Genomic DNA, 24,648 nt, shown 5'->3' with positions numbered 1-24,648 from the left:
TCACTACTCCGCCGCGTGTCATTGAAATCATCTTTGCAAAAGCATGAGGGGGCGCATGTTTCGCTTGTTGGAGATGAACCATATCGCGGTTTGGCCACCACACTGCTCAACTTCTTTGTCACCGAATACAGGTCGCCTTCTCCCGAGATGTAGAAAACGGAGGAATGGTAAGAACAAACTGTTTCTTTACCGGCGGCCAGTCTATCTTTCAAGTGTCCCCGCCAGGTTAGCGGGGTTTTCCTAGTAGGAGTCATCAAGCTCTCAAGGCCCTTTGTCCAGTGTTAATTTTCGGGTTGTCGTCCTTGGCCATGCCCTTGTCCTTGTGCATGCTGATAGCCGTGTTGGTATCCATGTTGATACCCTTGGTGAAAGCCATGATGATACATCTGATGGTACATGGGGTGATGCATCTGATGATGCATAGGGTGCTGATGGTATGGATGGGCTTGATGGGCTTGCCATGGCATTGGGTCTTGATCTCCTTGAGAGTATGAAGAGTAGGGACGTTGATCTTGACTCATTCACATAAAATAGGCTAAAACAAGCTAAGCCCATTTAAGAGCCTTTTTTCTCAACAAAGATGCAAATCTTTTTCAATGTAAATAAGTTCTAGCCCCTATTTTGGCAATAATAAGCCTCTCCCGATTGCTGGATGTAAGCTTCCACAAGAAGAAGAAGTCAACTTGATCGAATATGTCTGAAAGCGAGGCTGATTGCGTACTGTCAGGCTTTCTGGATTTGTTTAAATCAGTAATTATATCTTCGGCGGTACTAATTCCGATGCCATGCCCATAGTAGAGGTTTTCCTCCAGCTTGACAACGTTTTCCCCTCTCCACCAGGGCGTTGAAGGATCAAAATCAGGGTTTTCAAAATAGAGCAGATCCCCTGCCACCGCTTCCCCCGGATGAATCCTTTGTTCCAGACGCAAGTTCCTATTAAAATGCCAACCATATAACAAGAGGTCAGCATACAAAACATCGAATTGCTTGGGATCAATGGATTCCAGCACGGCTTTATACAATACGATGACCACCGCCGTTGCACATTCAAAAGCGTACAAGTGTCCATTCGTGAAAATATCCCTGATCCCATTCTGGGAGGAAACTCCTTTTTTTAATTGAAATCCCCCATTCTCATTGCGATTCCAGAACGCCTCGTTGCATCGGGATTTATCAAAATCGGCAAACTCAGCACCACTCTCGCTCAACAACCGTGCAGATTCTACAATATGGGTGCGTACTCGCAGTTCAAATAAAAGGGCCTCGACGGATTCATAGCGGTATTCGAAGGAACTGCTTTTCTTTTTCTGGTAAATGTTTCGTTCCAGCTCGGAAAGCGTACTATCGTCTAAGGGGGGATCGCTTTTACCAGCGATTATGATCATGGGATTACCTCATCTCACATTATTTATTAGGTATGTTTATTATTTTATGGATTCTAGCTTAAATAGGTTCTGAATAAAGCAGGAAGGTCGAGTGCGTTCTAATAAGTGGACTTAGGTTGACGTTGAGAGGGATTATCATTTACTATGAATTTATAGGGATGACTTAATCGGATGGTGTGATGGCATGGTTTCCAATCGCGGACAGCATGAAGATTGACGATGTTGACGATGTCGTCAAAGCGCTGACAAGTAAATCAGGCAATTAAGCAGCAGGCATCAGACTAGAAACTAGAGCTAGAGCCCCTTCCCAAGGAAGAGGGGGCATTATGCATAAAGGTATAAAAGGGCTTCCCAAAGGTCATCGATGATGACTAAGGGATAGCCTTTTTGTTATGGTTTATTAGAACAGCTCGCACATCACGAACATGCTCATCAAAGGATGCCGCAAGGCACTTTCTCATGGATAAATGGCAGTTCGATATCAAGATTAGTCTTATATTTGAACATGATGATAAAAAGGCTTTGGTGAGCAATTAATACCTGGAAAACTTACTGTCGCTGCCATTTATTCCTGAAACCGGAGAGAGTGTTCGAAATTCAGGATGGTCACAACAAAGATTTTATGGACGCATCTTGGATTTGTCGAGTACTAAAAACCTATTTTACTCTATTTTTTTTATGAATGGTTGTTGTTATGATTATTTATGAAAGCGCTATATTAATATTATTTTACCCATTTGAATGCTATAGCATGTAAGCGGTCATCCATCAAATTGAAAAAGGGAGGGTAATTAAGGATGTTAACGATGAATCCATCCGTGTTAAGAGTTGTGCGGCTTTTAAGCTTGATTTTATTTTTGGTAGGGGTATTGGTTGCGAGTTTATCTACTTCAGTGTCGGCAAGTACTCCTGTAACGATCACTTCTGGAGGGGTGGGGCATTATAATATTGTACTGGCCGACACGGCTAACCTTGTCGAAGAAACGGCGGCTAATGAACTGCAGCTGTACATTCAGAAAGTGACCGGGGTCACGCTGCCGATTGTTGGCGAAAGTAGTGCGCAGGATAAATCCTTCATGGTCGGGCCCACAGCGTTTGCTATCGCAAACGGGATTAATCCGAGTGGTGAAGAGGCATGGGCGATTCATAGTGTGGGCAATAAAATCATACTTACCGGAGGCAGCACAAGAGGCACCTTATATGCAGTTTATCATCTGCTGGAGGATGAAATTGGTGTGAGATGGTGGAATCATTGGGAGGAATACGTGCCGAGCAAGCCGACGCTTACACTGGAGCTCCCTGTTGACTTCAGCGGAGAACCGGCGTTTAAATATCGCGAAATTTTTGATGCGACCGATTTTACTGGCGAAATTCAGCCGTATTCGTTATTTCCTTTTCGCAACCGTTTGAATGGTCATTCTACCAACGATAGAAACACACCTGCTGCCTATGGCGGGATTGTTTCTTACGGACCTCCCTCCCACGTGCATACCTTCAATCGAATTATGCCGCCGGAGGAATATTTCGATGATCATCCTGAATATTACGCATTCATTGACGGTGAGAACAAAAGAGACGGGCAGCTGTGCCTGGCTAACCCTGATGTGAGAACAATATTCAAGCAAAAGATTAAGGGCTACATAGCGGCTTCTTATGTCGATGCTGACCTGAAAGGGCTGCCTAGGCCGACGATGTTCTCTGTAACGCCCAATGATACGGAGGGATTCTGTGAGTATCCGGCGGACTTGGCGCAAAGAAGCGCCTATGGCGATTCTGGTTATCTGCTAAATTTCGTAAATGATATAGCGGCGGATATTGCTTTAACCTACCCGGAAGTTAAAATAGATACGCTGGCTTATTGGTACTATGTGGATCCGCCGCTCGGCGGAATGACTCCGGCAAGCAATGTGCAAATCCGGTATGCGAATGTTGGCTTGGATCTGCTTCATCCCTTGTCACATGCCAATAATGCAGATGTCCGCAGCAAGCTTGAGGCATGGAAGAGTATAACGAGTGGCGACCTGATTTTCTGGAACTACGCCGTGAATTATGCGCCAAATCCTCCGCTTCCCACCATGTACAACAAAAAGCAGGATTATCAATACCTCCGCACAAAAGGGGTTACGGGTATTTTTGAAGAGCAGGAAGGCTCTAATCACTCTGATATGTGGGATATGAAGGTGTGGATCGAAGCAAAGCTTATGGAAAATCCGGATCTAGATTTATCTAGTTTAATGACTGATTTCACTGATAAATATTATGGTGCTGCGGGGACTTATATCAGGCAATACTTGGCGGCGAGTAAAATACTTGCTGATACAACTGCTAATAAAGTCACATTTGCTGCGGAAAATAATGTCTATAATTACTTCAGCCTTGCTCATGTTAATAGCCAGGAATTAATTTTGAACAGTGCAGCAGCGGCAGTTGCAGGTGATCCTGTAAAGTTGCAGCGTGTGAACACGGCTCGTGCCTCCTTAGACCGGCTGATTCTATTCAGATGGAATGACTTGTATGCCGAATCACTGGAGAGCGGCGTTCCCATGAACTTCCAGAGGCAAATCTCATCGGCAAGATTGCTCGATACACTGACGAAGCAGAAAGAGTTGAGACGCCTCGTTGCGGGTGGAATAGAGCAGGATTACAATTCGAAGGTTACAGACGAAGAAATTACAAAGCTGCTGATTCCGGAAAGCTTGAGAACGATTCCATACAACAGGATGGTCGATATCACTTCCGATCAGTTTGATCTATATAACGCCTATGGAGGAGTCAGCCATACTGCGGAAGACGGTTATTTGCCCGGAATCAGGGTCCTGCTGCCAGATATCACGAATACGGTGTCCCGTAATTTGCACAAGCTGCCTATCGATATAGGGCTGTATAATCCTGTTGATGGCACGAGATTGCTCAAGAGTCTGGGGATCGCTGACATAACACCTGATGAATATCAATTATATAAGCTCGACGATGCACCGGTTAAGCAGAATGATTATTTGTATCTGTTCCGTTCATGGAGTGTCAAAGTGAACTTCGGTAGCTTTCTTCAAGGGAAGCCTGCACAGACTTATGATGTTTACGTGTCCATGAACTTTAAAGGACCCTCTTTCGGAGGAAGTTCATCAGATCCGGATTCGGTATATATAAACCGGTTTTATCTCGTAGGCAATACAGACAACATAACTGTTGAAATTCCAACTGAAAACTTTAATCTGGCAAATGATGACGGCGGACTGACTAAGGACACAGCAAGAACTTCACTGCTTGGGCATGCTGCCAAAATCGAGCTTGCCAGTATGTCGGATACGACCTTTCGCAATCAACATAAACCGTTGATAGACATCGGGCTTTATAATTCTACCGATGGTACCAGGCTGCTGCGCCAGTTAAATGTGTCTGATATTGTGCCTAATCAGTATCAAGTGTATAAGATTGACAATGCGTTAATTAAGCCAGGTGATTATCTGTACTTGTTCAGATCTTGGAGCGTTAAGGTTCATTTCAGCAGCTTGCTTCAAGGAAGACCAGCACAAAATTATGATGTTTATATCTCCATGAAGTTTGAAGGTTCATCCTATGGGGGCAGCTCCTCGGATCCAGATGCAGTATATATAGATCGAATCATTCTTGTGAAATCCAGTCAAAAGCTCGAGGCTGAAAGTCTGACGGTTACTGCAATTACTCCTGGTGTTTCCCACACAGTTACTAGCGATAGCCATATGAGCGGAGGATACGGAGATAAGCTCAATGCTTACACGGTAAACGATTATATGGAGTATTCAGTGCCTTTTAATGAACCGGGGATTTATAATTTGAAAATAAGAGTGAATAAAAGTACGGATAGCGGCACATTCCAGCTTTCAGTGGATGGGACGGACAGGGGAGCTCTGGTGGATACTTATTCGCCTGTGGAAGCTTATGCGGAATATGATTTAGGCAATGTGGCGGTAACTTCGGCAGGGAACAAGCTTTTCCGTTTTAAAATGAGCGGTAAACATGCAGCTAGCACGGGTTACAAGCTTTTTACAGACTATTTAATCCTGACAAAGCAGTAGGATAAAGAATTGCTAATCGATCCATGTCTAATGACCATAAGGATACAGGATTTTCAGTGACCTAACCTTTTAAAGTCCTTCCCACAACAGTATTATGCTAAGATAAAAAGTAGTTACAAGGGAGATTAGTTCAAGAGATTAGTTCAAATGAGGAGGCAATGAAATAAATGAGTCAGGCGCCGGAACAACCCAAGTATGGGACGCAGTTATTTATGGTGCGCGATAGTCTGTCTCTGCTGCCACCACTGCAGCTACCAGAAGGTTATACGCTGCGAGGCTTCCTGCCGGGGGATGAGCAGGCTTGGGAGCTTATTATGAAAGAGTCTTTTTTGTCGGAGTTTTCTTTTGCTGCGCATATGAGGGCGGATAAGGAGTACCTTGCAGAGCGGGTGTTGTTTGTGTGTCACGAAGGGAGGCCGGTTGCGACCGCTTCAGCCTGGTTCCGGGAAGTCTATGGTGATGCAACGGGCTATGTGCACATGGTCGGTGCGCTGCCGGGTCATGGCGGCAAAGGGTTGGGATACATCGTGAGCCTGGCTGCCCTTTATCAGATGAAAGAAGAAGGCCGGACACGAGCCGTCCTCCATACGGATGATGGGCGTCTGCCTGCGGTTGCAACCTATTTGAAGCTGGGCTTCGTGCCTCAGCTTGCTGCGTCGGATCATGAGCAGCGCTGGGAGGAGGTAGCTGTACAGCTTGGCGGGCGGCAAATTCGCTGTAATCCCGCAAACGGAAGTGAAGCGTAAGCTCGTAGGCTCGTAAGTTCGTAAGCTCATTAATGATTCAGTAGCGCGGAGGAAGCCTTGGATTTCAACATTCGTTGAGATACAGGGCTTTTTTTTCAGCCTCATTGGAGCGCAACACCTAAATCAGTGCTTGTTTAACCTCGGCCCAACAGTTAGGCGTGCTGACTGACCTCAATAGCTTCAACAAATCGAGGATCCAAGCCAAACATGATATGCACGACCCAAAAATGTTGCAAATATACATCATTTTAGGGCCTTTTTAACCAGATAAGAGGAATTAATGCGAATATGCAGGAATTATCCATCTCCTAGCACGTTTAGGAAGTATAAGTCTCTAAATTCCTGTGCAATCGCAGGATTTTTTGCTTTTCATCCGATTTTGAGCTGAAATTCCTGCACTTTTGCACCTTTTTAGGCTTAGAAGCATTCTAGGTGAGATTTTCTCAAAACAGGTAGATCCTTTTTTAAATATCTTAATGTTTAACTAAGTTAACTAAGTGGAATTGTGATTTAGCTTAGCTTTAGCGAGTCGGGACGCCCTAGTAAAAATCCTTGCCCAACGGGAACGCCTAAGGTTTTTGCAGTCTCCAAATCTTCTGGCTCCTCTATGCCTTCGAGAACAAGCTGGGTTTGCCCGGCACAGTAATTGATAAAAAGGGATATCAGCTTCTGCTTGTTGCGGCTTGCAGATAAATGATGCCCGAAATAGCGGTCTAATTTAACGATGTCGGGTTCATATTCAATGATTTTTTTTAAAGAAGCCGCGCCTGAACCGACATCATCAAGTGCAATTAGAAAGCCGGATTGACGCAGTCCACGAATTTTTTGCCCCAAAAGCCGTATCTCCCACATCTTGTCTTCTTCGTTGGCCTCGTTAATCTCCAACACGATTCGCTTATCTAACGGTGGGTAATGAGACAGTCCCTCATGTAGAAATTCGTCAAAGGCTGGATGCAGCAAGGTAGATGGAAAAACATTGATAAACAATAGCGGAGCGCTGCTTGTAAAGGTTGTTTCGGTAAAATAGGCGGATATGGCTTTTTTGATTGATAATATGTCCAAATCATTTAGGCAGTCTGCCGCTCTAGCCGCTCGAAATAAAGTCTCAGGAGATTGATTCGTTATTGATCGAAGCAAAGCTTCGTAGCCGAAGACATGCCCTGTCATCAACTGCACAAGAGGCTGGAAAACGGGATAGTAGGAATCAGCTTGCATAAGGTCGCTCATCGTGAGTAGAATTCCCTTCTGATTAAGTTTCCATAACGAAAAATAGTTTCCTTGGGGAAAGATGGTAGATAGTGTTATTTTACATCAAATAGGCATATTTTTGCAATGTAACGAATACGCACATTATTTAAAATGAGGATGAGATAGCATAACGCGAGAAAAAAAGTAGAATAGCCCCACTAACATCTGCGCCGCAGGTATAGCCACGAAGCCCTCCTGACTTCTATAATGAGTCAAACGAAAGCGTGGAGGTATGTTGAATGTCTAACACTACAGGTAGAACAAGGGATCCAAGAGTTCGGGAATTCGTCATTCCGAGCAGAATTGTATGGACGTCCGATAATGATGGGAAGTCAGCCGTTGAGAATGCTGCGGGCTTACTGGAGGAGCGGGACGGACAGTCAACGCTTCAATCCGAAAATCCCTGCGTGCTCAGACATATGGGCAGTCCCGCGAGCATCCTGCTGGACTTCGGCAAGGAGCTGCATGGCGGAGTTCAGATTGCCACCTGGTTTATGGGTGGGAATGAGCGGACGGCCAAGCTCAGGGTGCGCTTCGGTGAGTCGGCCATGGAGGCGATGAGCGACATCGGTGGGGAGCGGAATGCGACCAATGATCATGCCATCAGGGATCAGATTATCGATGTGTCCTTCCTCGGGGCTACGGAAATCGGCAATACAGGCTTCCGTTTTGTCCGCATAGATCTGATGGAGGAGAATAGCTTTATTGAATTGAAGAGCGTGCGAGCCGTTTTTCTATACCGCGACTTGGCCTATAAGGGAAGCTTCCGCAGCAGCGATCCGCTGCTGGATCAGATCTGGGACACTGGCGCTTATACGGTGCACCTGAATATGCAGGATTACCTCTGGGACGGTATCAAAAGAGACCGCCTGGTCTGGATCGGGGATATGCATCCGGAGACCTCCACGCTGCAGGCCGTGTTCGGCGGCCACGAGATCGTGCCAGCCAGCCTTGATTTTATCCGGGACCGGACGCCTCTTCCCGGCTGGATGTCGTTCCCCAGCTATTCGGTGTGGTGGCTGATTATCCATTATGATTGGTATATGCAAAATGGGGACTTGGCTTACCTGGAGGAGCAGCGGGACTATCTCACAGGCCTGCTGAATCTGATTGCTGAGCAGATTAAAGAAGACGGTACGAACGAGGCGCCGAGCCCGTTCCTGGATTGGCCGTCGAGCGACAATCCGGAAGGCGTGCAGGCAGGCATTCACGCTTTGTTCACGCTAGCCATGCAGCGCGGGGCTGAGCTGTGCAGTTTGCTTGGTGACGAGATCGCCGCAGACAGATGCCGGCGAACCGAGAACAAGCTTAGGCGTCATATGCCTCATCATGCTGGAAGCAAGCAGGCGGCAGCGCTTTTGGCGTTGGCCGGTCTATGGAGCGCGGAGGAGGCGAACGAGCAGGTAATCGCTGTTGGAGGCTCTCAAGGAGTGTCGACCTTCTTCGGCTATTATATGCTGGAAGCCCGCGCCAAGGCTGGTGATATCCAGGGAAGCCTTGACTGCATCCGCGAATTCTGGGGAGCTATGCTGGAGCTTGGCGCGACTACCTTCTGGGAGGATTTCGATCTATCCTGGACGAAGGATGCCGCCCGAATAGACGAATTGACCCCCGAAGGGAAAATTGATGTCCACGGCACCTACGGCAATTATTGCTATAAAGGCTACAGGCACAGCCTATGCCACGGATGGGCATCCGGCCCAACCGCCTGGCTGACACGCCACGTGCTCGGGGTAGAAATTGTAGAGGCCGGCTGCAAGGTAATGCGGGTCGAACCGAACTTAGGAGATCTTGCTTGGGCGGAGGGCGAATATCCGACGCCACTTGGGGTGATCCATGTGAGGCATAGCAAGGCAGAGGACGGCTCCGTGCATTCAGAAATCAAAGCGCCCTCAGGTATCACGGTGATTGCCCCCGGCAGCGCCGAACTGCTTACGGTAGGCTGAGGCGGTCATTCCGGTAATCTTGCGAAACGTCTTATTGAAGAAACGGTAATCGTTGTATCCGACGGACTCGGATATGTCGGTTACCGTTTTTGTGTCCTCTACGAGCAGACGACAGGCTTCCTCGATCCTCAGCTTCTGCAAATAGTCCAGTACGCTGATTCCCGTCACATTTTTGAAGATGCCGGAGAAATAGCTTTTGCTCAGCAAGGCTTGCTGGGACAAGTCGTTGAGCTGGATCGGGCTTGATAAATTGCTGCGCATGTATTGAATCGATTTCTGTATAAGCTCTAGCTTGTACGTATCGGGATGAGGGGCATCTTGGTAAAGGCTCTTGTAAGTTCGGTATGTTTTGATCAGGAGCTCACAGAGCTGCAGCTTGAGAATGTTCAAGTAGCCTTCTTGTTTGGTCTGATATTCATGGAGCATGTTTCCAAACAATTGATCAAACTCCTTGCGTGGGCCTGTGCCCAGCATCAAGTCTGGTGTGTGTGCCGTTTCCTCTGGATACAGTCCATTGAGTAGGAATAGGCTGGTAATGCCGCGCATGATGGGGAGCTCGATCTGCAGATGCTCGATGAAGGCTGGGAGAAACATGCAATTATACACTTCAAGCCCATCCGTATTGGTCCGGTCATAGGGATAGAAGCAATGGGGAGTATCATTATTGATAATAAATAAATCCCCCTCGGATACAGGGATAAGGCGGTTTCCGACTTTATGCAGCCCTTTGCCTTTACACACATAGACGATTTCAATAAAATCGTGAACATGCAGCTTCAGCTCGTCATAGTTGTCGTAAGCATATTGATGAATGAAGAACGGAATTTGTTCAGAAAAGAATTGGCTGGACCTGAGCGTAAATACTTGATCGATGACTCTCACACCATTTCGTAGGAAGTCGTTTTCTCTTCTATTATAAGGGACGAAAGGGCAAAAATCATCAGGGAGTGGGAGCAGGATATAGTTTAGTACACTAATTTCCACATCGGTATCTTGATTAAAAGGCGAGCGTCTCAGCGGCACTAACTAAGAGAAGGGTTATTTCTGCTTTATTTTTCCGACACTACAAGCCTCTCCCGGAACTCTGCCGGCGTTATTCCTTCCTGCTTGCGAAATCGTTCGATAAAGTAGCTCGAATTTTTGAAGCCTACTTCCAATGCGACTTGCTTTACCAGTTTTGTGGTAGCCAGAAGCATTTGCTTGGCCAGTTGAATCCGCTGAACATTCAAATATTCCAGTGGAGGAACACCCATTACTTGGTGAAACGTTCGACTGAAGTAGTAAGGACTGATACCGCAAAAATCGGCAAGATGCTGTAAGGTCAGTTTTTTGCCGCTATGGAATCTCATATATTCTGCGGCGTGGCGAATGGAGTCTTCCAAGCTTCGTTTCTTTGGAGCACGGAAGCTTGAGCAGTGGAGCAGCAGCTCCAGTATGATTTCGTACAAAAGTGAGGCCATCCTGGGAACGAGGGGAAGGCTTTGCTGCTCAGCCAGCTCCCAGATGTCTGTAACGAGTGGTAAAATCCGTTTGTTGTCTGCGAGAGAGAACACCCAAGCATCATCCAGGCAGCGGTCGCCGAGTAAATCCCGTAAGCCTTCCCCGCTGAACATAATCCACCATACCTCCCATGGACAATGAGTGTCGGAACCGAAATGCTGAGCCTGGTCTCCCGAATACAGAAATCCCGAGCCAGGCTCCAGCGCAATAGTTTCGGTAGGCGTCTTGAGCCAGCCGCTGCCCTTAACGACGAAGTGAATATTATACTGATGCTGCGGATAACGAGTTCCTTGAGTGAGATGAGCCGGCTCTTCGAAAATACGGCCGATCGCAATTGGATAGCCCAAAGAGGGGTTCAGATCGGGACGGGCAATAAAATGGTATTCAAACACGGATAATTCCCCCAATCGCAAAATATTGATATCATTGGCAAGAATCTGATATGTATTAAGTTATAATTCCATTATATATTAAACTTGTGAGAAGTGGCATCGCAAAAATGACGTATATGGAAGGTGAGGGTATACCATGGAATACACCACATTCGGTCGAACCGGACTGAAGGTATCCAGGCTTGGACTTGGAGGTGCCCCGATCGGCGGTGACTTCGGGCCGACTGATGAAGCCGAGATCGAAAGGGTCATTCACGAGGCGATCGACCTGGGCATTAACTTTATAGACACAGCACCTTTATATGGATCAGGCAAGTCTGAGGAGCGAATCGGTAAAGCGCTGACTGGCGGTAAACGCGACCAAGTCGTACTCGCCACCAAAGCGGTACGATCGGATCAAACCTATGACTACGCTAATACGATCCGATCGGTCGAGCAGAGTTTGCTGCGCTTGCGTACGGATCGGATCGACCTGCTCCAGCTTCATGACATAGAACGGCAATCCTACGAGCTCGTCCTGGGCGAGACAATCCCGGCCCTCCAGAGGCTGCAGGCGGACGGAAAGATCCGCTACCTTGGTGTCACGACGTATGACTTGCCTCTGCTGATGCGTTATATGGAAACGGATGTTTTCGATTCCGCGCAATTTTATGCCCGTTATATGCTGCTTGATTATTCGGCGGCTATCGCTGTCATCCCCTTGGCCAAGAAGAAAAATATCGCGCTCATTAACGGAAGCGTTCTCGGCATGGGCCTGCTCGCAGACACACCGGCAAAATTCCTTAGGGATGATGTGCGACAGGAAGCCGCCTTGCGCATGGAGAAGCTTGCCTTTTTGCGCCGTGCTGAACCGAATGGGCTTGTCGAGCCGGCGATGCGTTTCAGCCTCGGTCAACCGGATATTCAAGTGACACTGACCGGCACCGCCTCACTCACTTCACTTAAAGCGAACGCATCTTATTGCGACGGGAAGGGATTGGATGCAGAGGATCAACGGCGTGTGATGGCTTTATTTGCTGACAGCAAGTCTTTATTCTCTTAACCGACTCGTAAAGGAAATATATGAAGAATAATTTGGAAATTAATACTAACTTTATATTGGAGGCTCGAAACTTGTGATTATTGATGCCCATCAACATTATTGGCTTTTGAGCCGGGGAGATTACGATTGGCTGACGTCTGAGGCTGGGAAGCTCTTCACTGATTACATGCCGAATCACCTGAAGCCACAGCTATCCAACCATGGTGTAGCCCGAACTATCGTCGTCCAGTCCGCTCCAACGCTGGCTGAAACGGAATTCTTGCTGGGGCTTGCCAGAAAGGAGCCATGCATTGCCGGAGTGGTAGGCTGGATGAACCTCCTTAGCGGGACATTCGAGGAGGATTTATCTCGCTTGAAGGCTGATCCCTTGTTCGTAGGCATACGCCCTACGTTTCCGCGCGGCGAAGATGGCAGCCTGCTTTTCACGGAACGGCTGGACCGTTCTCTTCAAGTGTTAGCTGACCATGACGTTCCGGTCGATCTGCTTCTATCTGCCCATCAGCTTCATGACGTAATTAAGCTTGTAACCCGGGCTCCCACGCTGCGGGTCGTTCTCAATCACATAGGTAACCCGACGTTACAGCTTGACGATTGGGAGGCATGGGCAGATGCAATAGCTGCGATTGCCGAACATCCTGGGTCCTATTGCAAACTTTCATGTATGATTACGCGGGTGCCGGAAGGAATGCAGGCCAATGAAGTTCTCTACCCCTATGTCCGCCATGTCCGCCAATGCTTCGGATCCGAACGGCTTCTATTTGGGAGCGACTGGCCTGTATGCAGGTTATCAGGTGAATATGGGGATACAGCAGCTTTACTTGTGCGGTTGCTAACGGATTTGACGGAAGAGGAGCGTGTCTCTATTTATAAAAAGAATGCCATGCGGGTATACGGTTTGAAGTAATCATAACGTATAAATTTTTGGTGGAAGCCTCAAGTGAATTTGTTTAATCTACGTAGCAAAGCTTTAAAGCAGTAATGGATGGTGAGGTTACAATGTTTGATCATTCATTATTGCCACTATCCCTCTCGCTCAGGAAAGTAAATTCTACTGGCAGTCCGTTATCCATCTGATCGTGGCAGGTTCGGCACTTTTTAGAGAGGGAAGGGATCCGGTTATCGGAAGTCATTTGTCTGAATCTAACGTGCTATGTACAGATTCGTGGCGGGCTTTCAGCTCATATGCAAGAATAAAGGGGTTAGACCATTATCGCTTCAAGTCCGACGGGAAACAGCGTGTTAAAGGTGTATATCACATTCAGAATGTCAACAACTACCACAGCCGTCTGAAACGTTGGATTGACCGTTTTAATGGTGTTGCAACCAAGTATTTTCAACATTATTTAGTTTGGTTCCGTTACTTAGACAGCAAGGAGTACGAAAACACAACGTCGAATAAGAAAAGTATGCTCGTTACTTCATATCTTTTCACGATAAATGTGACTAATGTCAGTCTTCGTCAAAGTAATGAGGCAATATTGAAGCTCTAATTTTAATGGTACAAAAGAAAATGGTTGGAACGGAGGACTGCTGTATTGAGAAGTGAACAAGAAATGATGAATATCCTTGTAGATTTTGCTATGAATGATGATAGAATCCGATTGGTAACTTTGGAAGGGTCACGTACAAATAAAAATATTCCCCCTGATACATTCCAAGATTATGACATTTCTTACTTTGTAACAGATATTGATTCTTTCAAGGAAAATGATCAATGGCTTAAAATTTGGGGGAATCGTGTTATGATGCAAAAACCCGAGGATATGGAGCTTTTTCCGTCAGAATCAGGTAATTGGTTTTCATATTTAATTCTTTTTGAGGATGGTAATAAAGTAGATCTAACACTTATTCCAATTAACGAGGTGGAGGATTATTTTACCAAGAGCGATGGTTTAGTTGAGGTCTTGCTCGATAAGGATACTCTAATCAAAAATGAAGTGATCGCAGATGATCGTCAATATTGGATTAAAAAGCCAACTGCAAGAGAATTTGATGATTGTTGCAATGAGTTCTGGATGGTTTCAACTTACGTAGTAAAAGGATTAGCGAGAAAAGAAATACTTTTTGCTATTGACCATTTAAACGAGATTGCAAGACCTAATTTATTGAGAATGATGGCTTGGCAAATTGGATCAGAGCAGGGATATACCTTTAGTGTGGGGAAAAATTATAAATTTATAAATCGTTACCTTCCAAATGAAGATTGGGAATCATTACTATCAACCTATACTGAGAATGGGTATCAGGAAATGTGGCAGTCTCTATTAACTAGTTATGAGTTATTTAGAAAATACTCAAAGGCTGTGGCTGAAAGTCTCGAATATAAGTATCCAGATTACGATGAAGCCATTACTAAGTATACTGAAAATATTTATACCTCATTGACTTGAACTAATGTGAATTGACCGCCTTCTTATTGGGCGGTTTTCTTTTGGACCAAAAAACAATCCAGAGAAAAACCTTAGCTGGCTGTTCGTTTGAGCTTGGTGTTCGTATGATTCGTGCGATTGTAGCTAAAGAGAGGGAATGGCTGTGGGCGGAAGAGCGGTAGCGTCCGCCTTTAAAGATTTGTTCCTACCTCCTCATCCATTTCCATTCAAAGGAACAAATCTTTAACAGCGGCTGGAGCCCACAGCCATTCCCTACGCAACGCTCCCACCTCACGAACATGCACATCAAAGAACGCCGCAAAGCGTTTTCCTTATATTTCGTTCCACGTTACTGTCAGTTCGATGACGCCCTCCTGAGATGCCAACGGGCCTCCAATCATAGACCAAGACTGACCAGCTTCTTTATTTTTACCTTGAATGATCAAATTTTTATCATCGATCACTTGACCGGTATCTTCCAGATTCTGGGACTTGAAATAGTCCTTATACATTTTAGTGACTGTACTCATGTCTTCATGAGTCGAATAGATAAGCAGGACCGATTTCTTGCCATCATTCTCCTGTGATTGAGCGGTTGTAATTTCTGCGTCTTTAGGCAGCGGGAAATCACTTGGAAGTTCATCGGGCACTTTGCCGCTGTCGGAGGCTGTTGGAGCCGGACTGGTCGCTTCTGTGGTTTGCGGCACTTCCTCATTTTTAGGCTTTGTACCGCTGTCGGTAGTTACTGGCGTTTGACTCGGTGTTTCTTCGGAAGTAGGGCTTGTATCCGTGCCTGTGGAAGCAGAATTGCCGCAGCCGCTTGTCATAATGATAACGAGAATGGTGAAGAAGGTGAAAAACCATTGTTTTTTACTCAATTGGGCAGCTCCTTTACTGTTAGGAATATTCATTTTTTAAAATATCTACTTTTTTAAACACTTTTGAAGTCATTGAAACACCGTTTGCAGTACAAAATTTGGGAGTTGTCGATTATGTCGCTTTTTGATAGGTGAAGATGAAAGTTTGTAGATCCTGGAATCTCATTGATTATCATTATCAATTATGATATATTGTTTATAGGTAAACGATATATTTTGGTTAATACCTCTTAAAACGATTGAAAACTTATATCTACTTTAGTATTTAATAAAAAAAATTAAAAAGTAAACAATAAAATACTTAATAAGTAAACAATAAACCAAGTAATAACATTTATTAAAAGAATATTAAACAACTAATGTGAGATCATTCATTGCTCTAAATGAAAAATCCTACAAAAGAGGGGGTGCAATATGGAGTCAAATCAAATCATCAAGCAGCTGCTGTATGATCGGTATTTAAAGCTTGTGCATTTGCATGAACGATTTGCAGATTCAGAAATTTATATTTTTTTAGTGCAGCGGCTTTAGAGGAGCCTATTGAGAATTTCCCGCGGAATATAACTACGGTGCATGTTATTGATTGTATAGGCAATCACGAACCTATCAATAGCACAGCGATTGCGGAAAAGATGGAATTATCCAAAGCCAGCATAACTAAGATTGGCAGTAAGCTGCTGGAGGACGGTCTGGTGAAACGTTCTCAGCTGAAGGAGAACAAGAAAGAAATATATTTTCGTTTGACCCCAAAGGGCAAGAAGATTTTTGATTTGCACCAAAAGATGCATCAGATTGAGGCTGACCGTTTTTACCGTTTTCTGAGTAAATATGCGGAGAGTGATTTGGTGGTAGTTCGGAATTTTCTGCAAGATCTGGGTACCAAATTGGAGCACAGACTGGAAGAACAATAAGGTTATGAGGAGGGAAAATGTATGGGGCTGACAGAATTGGTGCGGGAGCGAAGAAGTATTCGCAAGTTTAATCATTTGCCCGTTTCTCAGGAATTAGTGGTCGAGCTGCTGGAAAAAGCGACACAGCTGTATCATCTTGAGGAAGCAGCCCGATGGCGTTACGTATATGCTGGCACACCGGAAGCGCGAGAACGGCTGTCTGATTACATGCTGGAAAAAATGAAAGAAAACAAATTGGTAAAGCTTGTTCCCGATAAAATGATGGGCATTATAAAAAAGAGATTTACAGAAATTCCAGCCAATTTAATTGTAATCGCAGAAACCGATCCGGATCGCAGGAAATCCGATGAGAATTATGCGGCAGTGTGCAGCATTATGCAAATTTTTCAACTGCTTGGGTGGGAACGCGGACTAGGTATGCTCTGGGACACGGAGCGGACCATTCAAAATGAGCTTTTTTATCAGCGTATCGGCGTTCGGGAAGGTGAAAGATTTGTTGGCATCCTTCATTTAGGTTACTTCGATAAGGTGCCCAGGGGCAGAGGGCGAACACCTGCAGAAAAAAAGTGGACGGTAAAAGGGTGAGGGGAGGAAGCAGAATGAAATTGTTCGATATAGTCAGGGGTAGCAAGAATGATTTGACTTTTCATAGCCGTCCGGTTTCGCAGCAGCTCGTTTTGGAATTGCTGAATCATGCCGTATGGGCGCCCAATCATGGGCTCAGAGAGCCATGGCGGTTTATTTTTGTCGATAATGAGTCTGGAAATAAAATGCCGGAAGTTCACGATCGCGCTCCAGCCCATCTTATTGTGGTGGTGAAGGAAGAGTCCGATGCGCACAAGCGGGATGAGGATTTCGCGGCTACATGCTGTCTCATGCAGAATTTCCAATTGCTAGCCTGGGAGAAAATGCTGGGTGTCAGGATAACTATGAATGAGTGGATATATGATCGACAAAGCTGCGGGTCATTTGGGATTCAGGAGAAGGAGCGTATCGCAGCCGTACTTGATTTGGGTTATGTGGACAGCAATGCGGCAGCTTTGTCTGCAGCCCGGAGAGCCCGGACGGAAGTGAGCATTTCTTTATTATAGGATTTTACATTTTTGATTTTACTATATGAGCTCTTCAGATGCAGTTTCATCTGGGGGGCTTTTTTTGGTGTATGAATAAGAAAACGATATTACTAATACATTTTCATTGTTAAAGTAACTTTTTGGCCCGACCTGGTGCTTTTAGCGATGAAAAACATCGGTAAAGTAGCAGCTCCTTTCAGATCCTTCTCAGCTGCGCGCACTCTTCATCCCAGCGCTTGCGCCCGCTAGGAAATCTCCTCCAGCCAAGAGAAAAACCCTTGCTGGCTGTCCGTTTGAGCTTGGTGTTCCTGCGATTGTAGCTAAAGAGAGGGAATGGCTGTGGGTGGAAGAGCGGTAGCGTCCGCCTTTAAAGATTTGTTCCTACCTCCTCATCCATTCCATTCAAGGGAACAAATCTTTAACAGCGGCTGGAGCCCACAGCCATTCCCTCCCTCCATGCACCATCATCACGAACACGTACATCAAAGGACGCCGCAAGGCGTTTTCTCATTTCTTATTTTCGTTGTTTTCATTAATTTATGCTGATAAAATAAGGGGGCCTGTAATTTCAGTTTCAAAAAAATAACGAAAAATGAATGGGGCTACAAGATGGATGGGGCTAAAAGCATCAAATTAGATTTAGGAAAACTTGATTATCTACAAAAGTTAACCTTAAGTGTTGTCGATGACTCACGAATCCGTCCTGGTGTAAGCTTGTTCGATCTTCAGGGCGGGATTCAACTGCAGGAACAAGTTACGACTATGCCTTGCGTCAACCAAACTGGCATAACACTGATCCGCCCTGGCGGCTGGGCTTGTTACCCCGCTTTCTGGATTCGGGATCTGGCCATGTCATTAGACAGCGACGCGGTAGGCCTCGATGAGCTGAAGGCGATGATCCGGCTGACGGCAAGCTCGCAAAATGGGCCTGAAGCGCTCAGAATGGACGATGCTTTCGTCCCGGCCTTTGCTGTGCCCGACCATATCAATCTGGATGGCAGCCCTGTCTATTTCCCTGGCACTTACAGCTCCGGCACGGATCAGGGAGGAGGCATATGGGGCCGAATTCCGCCTTATTGCGATTATTTCTATTTTATTGAAATGGTAGATTATTATGTTCGTAAAAGTGGAGACAGCGGCTTTTTGAACGAAACAATACAAGGCGTGACCTTGATTGAACGGCTGGAGCAGGCCTTTCTTGTGCCAGAATATGAGCCGTCCAGCGGCATTGTCAAAACGTCACTGGAGCGTAGAGCTGTAAATTTCGGTTTTAACGACAGCATTGTTCAAAGCGGGTATTTATTATTTGCTACCCTTCTCAAATACCGCGCTGCGCTTATGCTGGCTGATTTATTGCCGGCCTCGGGTGCCGCAGGGAGTCAAAATGCTGATTACCGGGAAATTGCAGAGAAAATCAAACAAAACCTTCCTACCATTTTCGGAGATAAGTCTGGTTGGCTGATTGCCTCTACAGAATGTGGCAAACAGCAAGATGTATGGGGAACTGTCTATGCCGTTTACTTGGGATTGCTGGAAGGAAGCTATCTGGATCAAGCACTACAGGCTATCCGAGAGGGCTATTTGAATGGAACAACCTGTTATCAAGGTAATGTGCGCCATATCCCGACAACAAATGATTATTCCCAGACATCGGCATGGGAAAAGACAGCTACTGATTACCCAAAGAATGTTTATCAGAACGGGGCCTACTGGGCTGCTCCGGTAGGCTGGTACGCCTATGCGTTAAGCGAAATCGAGCCTGAGCTTGCGACCGAGCTGGTTGAGGTGTATATCGCTGGTATACAGGGGGAGGACTACCGGGATCTGCATGGAGAAGGAGCCCCTTGGGAATGCCTGCATCCAGAAGGAGAATACAGACAAAACGGTGTATATATGGTCAGTGTGGCCCTTCCCTACGCTGTGTTTAAGGAAATGGCTGTTTAAGATATTTTTGTGATTAGGAGGGCGGATGATCTGTCCAAACCCCTAATCGTAAGGCTTATTGCTACCCTTTTAGCTGTCAGTTTTCATATCACTTGTCATATTAGAAGCTTGAAGGCTAAGGTGTTCTTGTTTCATGATATTCTATGTGATATATTATAGAGATACCGATATACTAAGGGTTTTAATGGGAGTGTGCATGTAATGAGGGAAAATGCTGTAGATACGATCAGCTCTAACGAGCTGGGCAATGTGGGAGACACGAAGGAAAAGATTTATCACGTTCTTAAGAGAATGATTATGAAGCGAGAATTTACTCCAAACGAACGGCTTGACGCATACGAAATCGCCAACAAGCTGGGAGTGAGCCGGACCCCCGTTCGGGATGCTCTCAATATGCTGGATGGCGAAGGATTTATTAAAACTATGCCGAGAAAAGGAACCTTCGTTGCCGGCATTTACCGGGATGACCTGGTTCAAATTTTTCAATACCGTGAAATGATCGAATTGTTTTGCCTGGATTCCGGTTTTTCCAATCTCGTACAAGCTGTTCCCGCTTTCGAGCAAATAATTGACAACTGGGATAGGGAAATACAAAAAAAGGAGTACGAAGGATCGATTATCATGGAAAGTGATGTGCAGATCCACAAACTGATCGTACAATCCGCCGGAAACCCGCGTATCGTGAAATCGTATGAGTCCCTCAACTGTCACGTACAGACAGCCCGGGGCTATTATTTGCAAGACAGGGAACGGATTGATGCCTCGCAAGCTGAACACAAAGCGATCCTCCATGCCATTGTACATAATGATAAGGATTTGGCTAGTCGGATGCTGAAGGAGCATTTGAATCAAACACTAAATAGCCTGATCAGAATGATCGATGTGTTCAAAGTGTTTTAGCCTATTCCTTGTTCAAGCGAACGAACAAACAGACAAATGTTACGATAAAGCTTGTCCGATAAACGTCACTTTCTTTTACAATGGGCTATAAAATTCAATAACCTAAAGTAACGCCACCATCAATATTCAATGTGATGCCAGTGACAAATGCTGAATCATCGCTTGCCAGATACAATGCCGCTTTTCCACATTCTTCAATGGTGCCTATGCGGCCTAATGGGTGCTGGGCATAAATATATTGGCGGGAAGCAGCTGAATCTTCTTGCTGGTCAAACCATTCCTCAACAAGCGGAGTTTGAATCCAGCCAGGACAGATGACATTCACGCGGATGCCGTCTTTAGCAAAATCGATGGCCATCCCCTTACTCATCGCGATTTGGCCACCTTTTGTCGCAGCGTATGCACCAGCATTTGGTTGCCCCACCAACCCGACCATACTGCTGATATTAATGATGTTACCCTTCGTTTTACGTAAATGAGGAATCGCATATTTGGAGCACAAAAAGGTGCTGCGAAGGTTCGTATTCATGATGAAATCCCACTCATCCTCTGAGGTTTCCTCGACGTTCTTGGATATATGGTAGCCTGCATTATTCACCAGAACATCCAATCTGCCAAACGCATTAAGCGCTGCATCGATAAGCCCCGTGATAGATTCTTTACTTGTCACATCTGCTTTTATATAGATAGCCTGTCCAGCCTCGCTGCCAAGCTCTTGCGCCAGCTTTAATCCTTCCTGCTCGTTTCGGCTGACAATGACTACCTTGGCTCCTTCAGCAGAAAATACTCTGGCAATCCCTTCCCCAATCCCTTTGCTTGAACCAGTGATGATCGCTACTTTATCCTGCAGTCTCATCTCAAAGCCTCCCATGAAAAGTATTTAAATCAGGCAAATTATAAAATTCAATAGCGTTCCCGCCAAATATAGCGTCTCTTTTATCCTTACTCAAATCATTAGGCAGACAAGAATTCAAAATCTCATACACCTGTTCATAGGTAGCGGCTAATAAGCATACTGGCCAATCACTGCCAAACATGACCCTATCCGCTCCAAATATGGCAACAATATGATCGATATAGGGCTTGAAATCCTGCACATTCCAATGCTCCAAGTCAGCCTCTGTTACCATTCCGGAAAGCTTGCAGTAGATATTCTTATGGTGAGCGAGCTTAGCGATTTGCTGCTTCCATGGCTCTATAATTCCTTGTTTGATTTGGGGTTTTCCGATATGGTCAATGGTTCCTTTTAAGTTTGGCAATATATCCATCAGTTGGATCAGCGCCGGCAGGTGTCTGGGATATACGAGATAATCAACAGGGAAGTCGTGTTCCATTAATAATTGAAGCGATTCGATCACTTTGGGTTTCAGAATCCAGTGGTCATCCTCCAGGTCATGCAGCATAGGACGAAGTCCTACAAAGTATTTATTAGCTCTTAAACGGAGAAAATCAGTTTTGAAATTATCCGATTCCATATCTAACCAGCCGACTACGCCTGCAATGGAGGGTTCTTTTTCGCACAAAGAGAGCATAAACTCTGTTTCAGCGACAGTAGAGGCGGCTTGTACAAGCACAGTTCGATCAATGGATTGGGAAGCAAGATGAGGCTGCAGATGTTCAGGAAGAAAATCCCTGTATAGTGTAGTCTTTTCAGAAGTCAACCAGCCGTAGTCGCCCCGGTCCAGCTTCCAATAGTGCTGATGAGCATCAATTCGCATCGATGGTCCCCCTTGCATATTCACCAAATATTTTAAAATATACTTAGTAATATATCAGCATGTAGGGGAATTAGCAATACGTTTTTAACGTTTACTACATAAACACATAAGAAGCCTCAAGCCGTAAAATCTCTGCGATATTCTCCGGGAGGCATTCCGACGATTTTCGAGAACGCTCTTATAAATACACTGGAGCTATTATAGCCTGATTTTTCCGCGACATCCTTGATGGGCAGGGTTGATTCGGCCAGCAGTACCTTGGAATGGTCGATTCTCTTCTTGATGATGTATTCGGAGAAGCTCATCCCTTTGTGCTGTCTCAGGATTTTGGATAAATAGTTGGCGTTGTACCCGAATTTGTCAGCCACTGTATTCAGATTAATATCGAGCATATAGCTGCTATCGACGTATTCGATTATTTTATCGAAGGTGGAGGTGGCTTTTTTCTTATTAAAGAAATAGCTGCTGACGGTTTTGATATTGGACATGACCTGCTCAGACAGCAGGGTAACATCGTAGATGGAGTCGATTTTCTCGATCCTGTCCATAATATCCAGTTCAGCGTCTTGAGCATTTCCCCGGGAATGCTGATTCATGATCCGAATTAGGATATCCTGGATGCTGCTGCAAGTATGGAAGTAGGAGCCGTACGTTATGTTCCTTTTGTAATTGCTGTCCAGAATTTCGCGCGTATACTGCCCGGAGGCATCGATGCTGCCTTGCATGATATAGCTGGTCAATCTTTGCTCCATATCTATGGGAAGAACGGCCTTGTCATTCTCCGGGTGATCTGCGTTAAAGAAATCCACGACACTGCGCTCATCCATGACTTTCCTCTGTTGTATAGCCAGTAAGGCGGTTTCGCGTGATTGCTCGATCTCAAATAAGCTGTGCACGGTTTTTCCCAACCCGATAACTGTGGAATTATATGCACATAACTCATCAAGCCTGTCCCCAAGCTCCTGCATCCTGAGTAAAAGTTCCCGGTTTTGCCCCTCATCCTCGCAGTAAGTGACTAAAGAGTATTCATTCTCAGCCAGCCTGAATGTTTTTATTGGAAATTGGGAGATCGTTTGATTAATGATGTCCGTAACGGCTGCGGGCTCGACCAGAATCTGGTCCCTGTATGTCCGGGTGAGCTTAATGACGGTAACCGTATAAAATCCATGAGCAAATTCGATATTGAATTTCTCGCATAAGGCCATGGCATGATCGACTTCGCGATCACCGAGCAATACCTTGAGGAAAATGATATCGACGAGAACAGGTACGCCTTCTTTAACCGTCTGCTCCAGCTCGTTGTTGCTATTGTATATTCGCATGAAGTTATTTTTGATATAGCTCATTTCATTCTGTTTGGACATATGGTCCCTTGAATAGAGCGAGATCTTCTCGATATCGTTGAGCACCTGGCTGATTGGATAATAAAATCTTTGGGACAAGTATACAGACACTGTTAGACCAACGAGCAGGATGAAGACGATCAGGGAAATTGAGATGATTTCCATACTCTTGATATTTTCAAAAATCACTGCCTTGGGAACGGAAACGAAGAAAATTATGTTGTTTTGCGCGGACTTTTGATAGGTAACCACATGCCCGCTCTGATCCTCATAGCTGCCCCTTTGTGTGGATGGATCGTGCAGAGCAAGCTGAACGTCACTTGAAGCATCATTGCTTAAGATCACATTGAGATTCAGGTCTGTTATATATATTTTCCGCTTGGAAGCGAATTCTTTGCCTGCGTAAAGCTTGTTAATTAAGTCCTTACGCAGATTCGCGACGATAGCGCCCTTCTGTTCACCGTCGGCATAAATCGATTTAACAACATTTAGTCTGGATAAATCTGCAGGTTCATTCATATTGCCCCGATTTAGCGGAGAATCCCATATTTCAATATTGTTTTGATGCTTGCCATTAGCGATCATGCCCTCCCACTGATCCACGTCACCTTCATAGAAGCGGTTATAAAAAGTTTGAGAATCATAGGTTCCATTAGGCATTAAAAGTACCTTCTGCTTATTCAAATACACATAAATGGTAGAGATTTCATCGATGGTAGGTTTAATAATCGCGAGCTTCTTGTACACATTGTTGGTCTCGATATACTCTTGATTGATATCGCTGTGACTGACGCGCAGAAGGGTATTCAGATCAACATCATTCTCAATGGAATAAAAGACATCCTTCAAATTTTTCATCAAATTCTCCAAATATGAATACGAATAATCCAGATACACCTGATTGTTGTTCATTTCATTTTTGGTCATACTGGACTTGATCAGATAAATGCCAGCAAAGCATATCATACTCAGAACGATGACTGTAGTCGTGGTGACGGCAATCATTTTGTAAAAAAGGCTGTTTGTTCTGAACTTCTTTAATAGCTTGAGGATGAGGGTACTGTCTTTTAGGTAAGAAAGCATCGTGTACACTCCATTCCATGTATAGATTGATATGAGAACGCTTGCAGACCTGCTGTGATGGATAAATTATGTAAATTTATAGAGTAGTATAAAATAAAATCCAGGTAAAATCAAC

General features: G+C 45.2%; 19 protein-coding genes and 1 pseudogene. 12 read left to right on the top strand and 8 right to left on the bottom strand.

Annotated elements, in window-relative coordinates:
- Positions 1 to 593 precede the first annotated feature (593 nt).
- Positions 594 to 1,385, bottom strand: a complete 792-nt coding sequence (locus J2Z66_RS08595) for a protein-glutamine gamma-glutamyltransferase (RefSeq protein WP_209970981.1) — start codon at positions 1,383 to 1,385, stop codon at positions 594 to 596.
- Between the two features lie 797 nt (positions 1,386 to 2,182).
- Here J2Z66_RS08595 and J2Z66_RS08590 point away from each other — a divergent pair.
- Together J2Z66_RS08590 and J2Z66_RS08585 are read left to right on the top strand one after the other, a co-directional pair.
- Complete coding sequence (locus J2Z66_RS08590; RefSeq protein ID WP_209970980.1) at positions 2,183 to 5,440, top strand: DUF4838 domain-containing protein; 3,258 nt, start codon at positions 2,183 to 2,185, stop codon at positions 5,438 to 5,440.
- A gap of 167 nt (positions 5,441 to 5,607) precedes the next feature.
- Entirely contained in the window at positions 5,608 to 6,186 is a 579-nt protein-coding gene (locus J2Z66_RS08585; protein ID WP_209970979.1) for a GNAT family N-acetyltransferase, read from the top strand.
- 510 nt (positions 6,187 to 6,696) lie between these two features.
- Here the strand turns inward: J2Z66_RS08585 and J2Z66_RS08580 are convergent.
- Positions 6,697 to 7,413, bottom strand: a complete 717-nt coding sequence (locus J2Z66_RS08580; RefSeq protein WP_209970978.1) for an EAL domain-containing protein — start codon at positions 7,411 to 7,413, stop codon at positions 6,697 to 6,699.
- Between the two features lie 260 nt (positions 7,414 to 7,673).
- Here J2Z66_RS08580 and J2Z66_RS08575 point away from each other — a divergent pair, with 260 nt between their 5' ends.
- Positions 7,674 to 9,380: an alpha-L-rhamnosidase-related protein gene (locus J2Z66_RS08575; protein ID WP_209970977.1), complete on the top strand. Its 1,707-nt coding sequence runs from the start codon at positions 7,674 to 7,676 to the stop codon at positions 9,378 to 9,380.
- Here the strand turns inward: J2Z66_RS08575 and J2Z66_RS08570 are convergent.
- Both J2Z66_RS08570 and J2Z66_RS08565 read right to left on the bottom strand, forming a co-directional pair.
- The gene (locus tag J2Z66_RS08570; RefSeq protein ID WP_209970976.1) at positions 9,327 to 10,262 is read right to left on the bottom strand and encodes an AraC family transcriptional regulator; all 936 of its coding nucleotides are present in this window, start codon (positions 10,260 to 10,262) and stop codon (positions 9,327 to 9,329) included. The genes J2Z66_RS08575 and J2Z66_RS08570 overlap by 54 nt on opposite strands.
- Before the next feature lie 167 nt (positions 10,263 to 10,429).
- On the bottom strand, positions 10,430 to 11,272 hold the full coding sequence (locus tag J2Z66_RS08565; protein ID WP_209970975.1) for a helix-turn-helix transcriptional regulator: 843 nt from the start codon (positions 11,270 to 11,272) through the stop codon (positions 10,430 to 10,432).
- A gap of 136 nt (positions 11,273 to 11,408) precedes the next feature.
- Between J2Z66_RS08565 and J2Z66_RS08560 the strand changes: the two genes are divergently transcribed.
- The 4 genes and pseudogenes from J2Z66_RS08560 (at position 11,409) to ant(6) (ending at position 14,704) form a co-directional block, all read left to right on the top strand.
- Complete coding sequence (locus tag J2Z66_RS08560) at positions 11,409 to 12,314, top strand: aldo/keto reductase (protein WP_209970974.1); 906 nt, start codon at positions 11,409 to 11,411, stop codon at positions 12,312 to 12,314.
- 73 nt (positions 12,315 to 12,387) lie between these two features.
- On the top strand, positions 12,388 to 13,218 hold the full coding sequence (locus tag J2Z66_RS08555; RefSeq protein WP_209970973.1) for an amidohydrolase family protein: 831 nt from the start codon (positions 12,388 to 12,390) through the stop codon (positions 13,216 to 13,218).
- Positions 13,219 to 13,423: 205 nt separating this feature from the next.
- A pseudogene (locus tag J2Z66_RS08550) lies at positions 13,424 to 13,804 on the top strand (IS1595 family transposase); the annotation flags it as partial.
- Positions 13,805 to 13,849: 45 nt separating this feature from the next.
- A complete protein-coding gene (gene ant(6) / locus J2Z66_RS08545) occupies positions 13,850 to 14,704 on the top strand; it encodes an aminoglycoside 6-adenylyltransferase (protein ID WP_209970972.1) in 855 nt (284 codons plus the stop codon).
- A 311-nt stretch (positions 14,705 to 15,015) separates the two neighbouring features.
- On the opposite strand, the gene J2Z66_RS08540 is transcribed toward ant(6), so the two are convergent.
- Positions 15,016 to 15,561, bottom strand: coding sequence for a hypothetical protein (locus J2Z66_RS08540; protein ID WP_209970971.1), 546 nt, complete (start codon positions 15,559 to 15,561; stop codon positions 15,016 to 15,018).
- 569 nt (positions 15,562 to 16,130) lie between these two features.
- Here J2Z66_RS08540 and J2Z66_RS42495 point away from each other — a divergent pair.
- From J2Z66_RS42495 to J2Z66_RS08515, 5 genes are all read left to right on the top strand, one after another.
- The gene (locus tag J2Z66_RS42495) at positions 16,131 to 16,472 is read left to right on the top strand and encodes a MarR family transcriptional regulator (protein ID WP_312894454.1); all 342 of its coding nucleotides are present in this window, start codon (positions 16,131 to 16,133) and stop codon (positions 16,470 to 16,472) included.
- Between the two features lie 21 nt (positions 16,473 to 16,493).
- A complete protein-coding gene (locus tag J2Z66_RS08530) occupies positions 16,494 to 17,057 on the top strand; it encodes a nitroreductase family protein (RefSeq protein ID WP_209970970.1) in 564 nt (187 codons plus the stop codon).
- A 14-nt stretch (positions 17,058 to 17,071) separates the two neighbouring features.
- On the top strand, positions 17,072 to 17,563 hold the full coding sequence (locus J2Z66_RS08525; RefSeq protein WP_209970969.1) for a nitroreductase family protein: 492 nt from the start codon (positions 17,072 to 17,074) through the stop codon (positions 17,561 to 17,563).
- 591 nt (positions 17,564 to 18,154) lie between these two features.
- Positions 18,155 to 19,489 (top strand): hypothetical protein, encoded by a 1,335-nt coding sequence (locus tag J2Z66_RS08520; protein WP_209970968.1) that lies wholly within the window; start codon positions 18,155 to 18,157, stop codon positions 19,487 to 19,489.
- A gap of 201 nt (positions 19,490 to 19,690) precedes the next feature.
- Positions 19,691 to 20,389, top strand: a complete 699-nt coding sequence (locus J2Z66_RS08515) for a GntR family transcriptional regulator (RefSeq protein WP_209970967.1) — start codon at positions 19,691 to 19,693, stop codon at positions 20,387 to 20,389.
- 94 nt (positions 20,390 to 20,483) lie between these two features.
- Here the strand turns inward: J2Z66_RS08515 and J2Z66_RS08510 are convergent, their stop codons facing one another.
- The 3 genes from J2Z66_RS08510 to J2Z66_RS08500 form a co-directional block, all read right to left on the bottom strand.
- Positions 20,484 to 21,245 carry an SDR family NAD(P)-dependent oxidoreductase gene (locus tag J2Z66_RS08510; RefSeq protein ID WP_209970966.1) on the bottom strand — a complete coding sequence of 254 codons (762 nt, stop codon included), beginning with the start codon at positions 21,243 to 21,245 and terminating at the stop codon, positions 20,484 to 20,486.
- Between the two features lies 1 nt (position 21,246).
- Positions 21,247 to 22,107: an amidohydrolase family protein gene (locus tag J2Z66_RS08505; RefSeq protein WP_209970965.1), complete on the bottom strand. Its 861-nt coding sequence runs from the start codon at positions 22,105 to 22,107 to the stop codon at positions 21,247 to 21,249.
- A gap of 116 nt (positions 22,108 to 22,223) precedes the next feature.
- Positions 22,224 to 24,533 (bottom strand): helix-turn-helix transcriptional regulator, encoded by a 2,310-nt coding sequence (locus J2Z66_RS08500; RefSeq protein ID WP_209970964.1) that lies wholly within the window; start codon positions 24,531 to 24,533, stop codon positions 22,224 to 22,226.
- Positions 24,534 to 24,648: the final 115 nt, after the last annotated feature.

This window comes from Paenibacillus eucommiae, from assembly GCF_017874215.1.
Taxonomy (GTDB): domain Bacteria; phylum Bacillota; class Bacilli; order Paenibacillales; family NBRC-103111; genus Paenibacillus_AI; species Paenibacillus_AI eucommiae.
Note: the sequence above shows the minus strand (reverse complement) of the source record. Positions and strands in the feature narration are given on the sequence as shown.

Bases quoted from the DNA above. Each gene is read 5' to 3' on its own strand.
- J2Z66_RS08595 (WP_209970981.1), bottom strand. From the start codon at position 1,385: ATGATCATAATCGCTGGTAAAAGCGATCCCCCCTTAGACGATAGTACG.
- J2Z66_RS08590 (WP_209970980.1), top strand. From the start codon at position 2,183: ATGTTAACGATGAATCCATCCGTGTTAAGAGTTGTGCGGCTTTTAAGC.
- J2Z66_RS08585 (WP_209970979.1), top strand. From the start codon at position 5,608: ATGAGTCAGGCGCCGGAACAACCCAAGTATGGGACGCAGTTATTTATG.
- J2Z66_RS08580 (WP_209970978.1), bottom strand. From the start codon at position 7,413: ATGAGCGACCTTATGCAAGCTGATTCCTACTATCCCGTTTTCCAGCCT.
- J2Z66_RS08575 (WP_209970977.1), top strand. From the start codon at position 7,674: ATGTCTAACACTACAGGTAGAACAAGGGATCCAAGAGTTCGGGAATTC.
- J2Z66_RS08560 (WP_209970974.1), top strand. From the start codon at position 11,409: ATGGAATACACCACATTCGGTCGAACCGGACTGAAGGTATCCAGGCTT.
- J2Z66_RS08530 (WP_209970970.1), top strand. From the start codon at position 16,494: ATGGGGCTGACAGAATTGGTGCGGGAGCGAAGAAGTATTCGCAAGTTT.
- J2Z66_RS08525 (WP_209970969.1), top strand. From the start codon at position 17,072: ATGAAATTGTTCGATATAGTCAGGGGTAGCAAGAATGATTTGACTTTT.
- J2Z66_RS08520 (WP_209970968.1), top strand. From the start codon at position 18,155: ATGGATGGGGCTAAAAGCATCAAATTAGATTTAGGAAAACTTGATTAT.
- J2Z66_RS08515 (WP_209970967.1), top strand. From the start codon at position 19,691: ATGAGGGAAAATGCTGTAGATACGATCAGCTCTAACGAGCTGGGCAAT.
- J2Z66_RS08510 (WP_209970966.1), bottom strand. From the start codon at position 21,245: ATGAGACTGCAGGATAAAGTAGCGATCATCACTGGTTCAAGCAAAGGG.
- J2Z66_RS08505 (WP_209970965.1), bottom strand. From the start codon at position 22,107: ATGCGAATTGATGCTCATCAGCACTATTGGAAGCTGGACCGGGGCGAC.
- J2Z66_RS08500 (WP_209970964.1), bottom strand. From the start codon at position 24,533: ATGCTTTCTTACCTAAAAGACAGTACCCTCATCCTCAAGCTATTAAAG.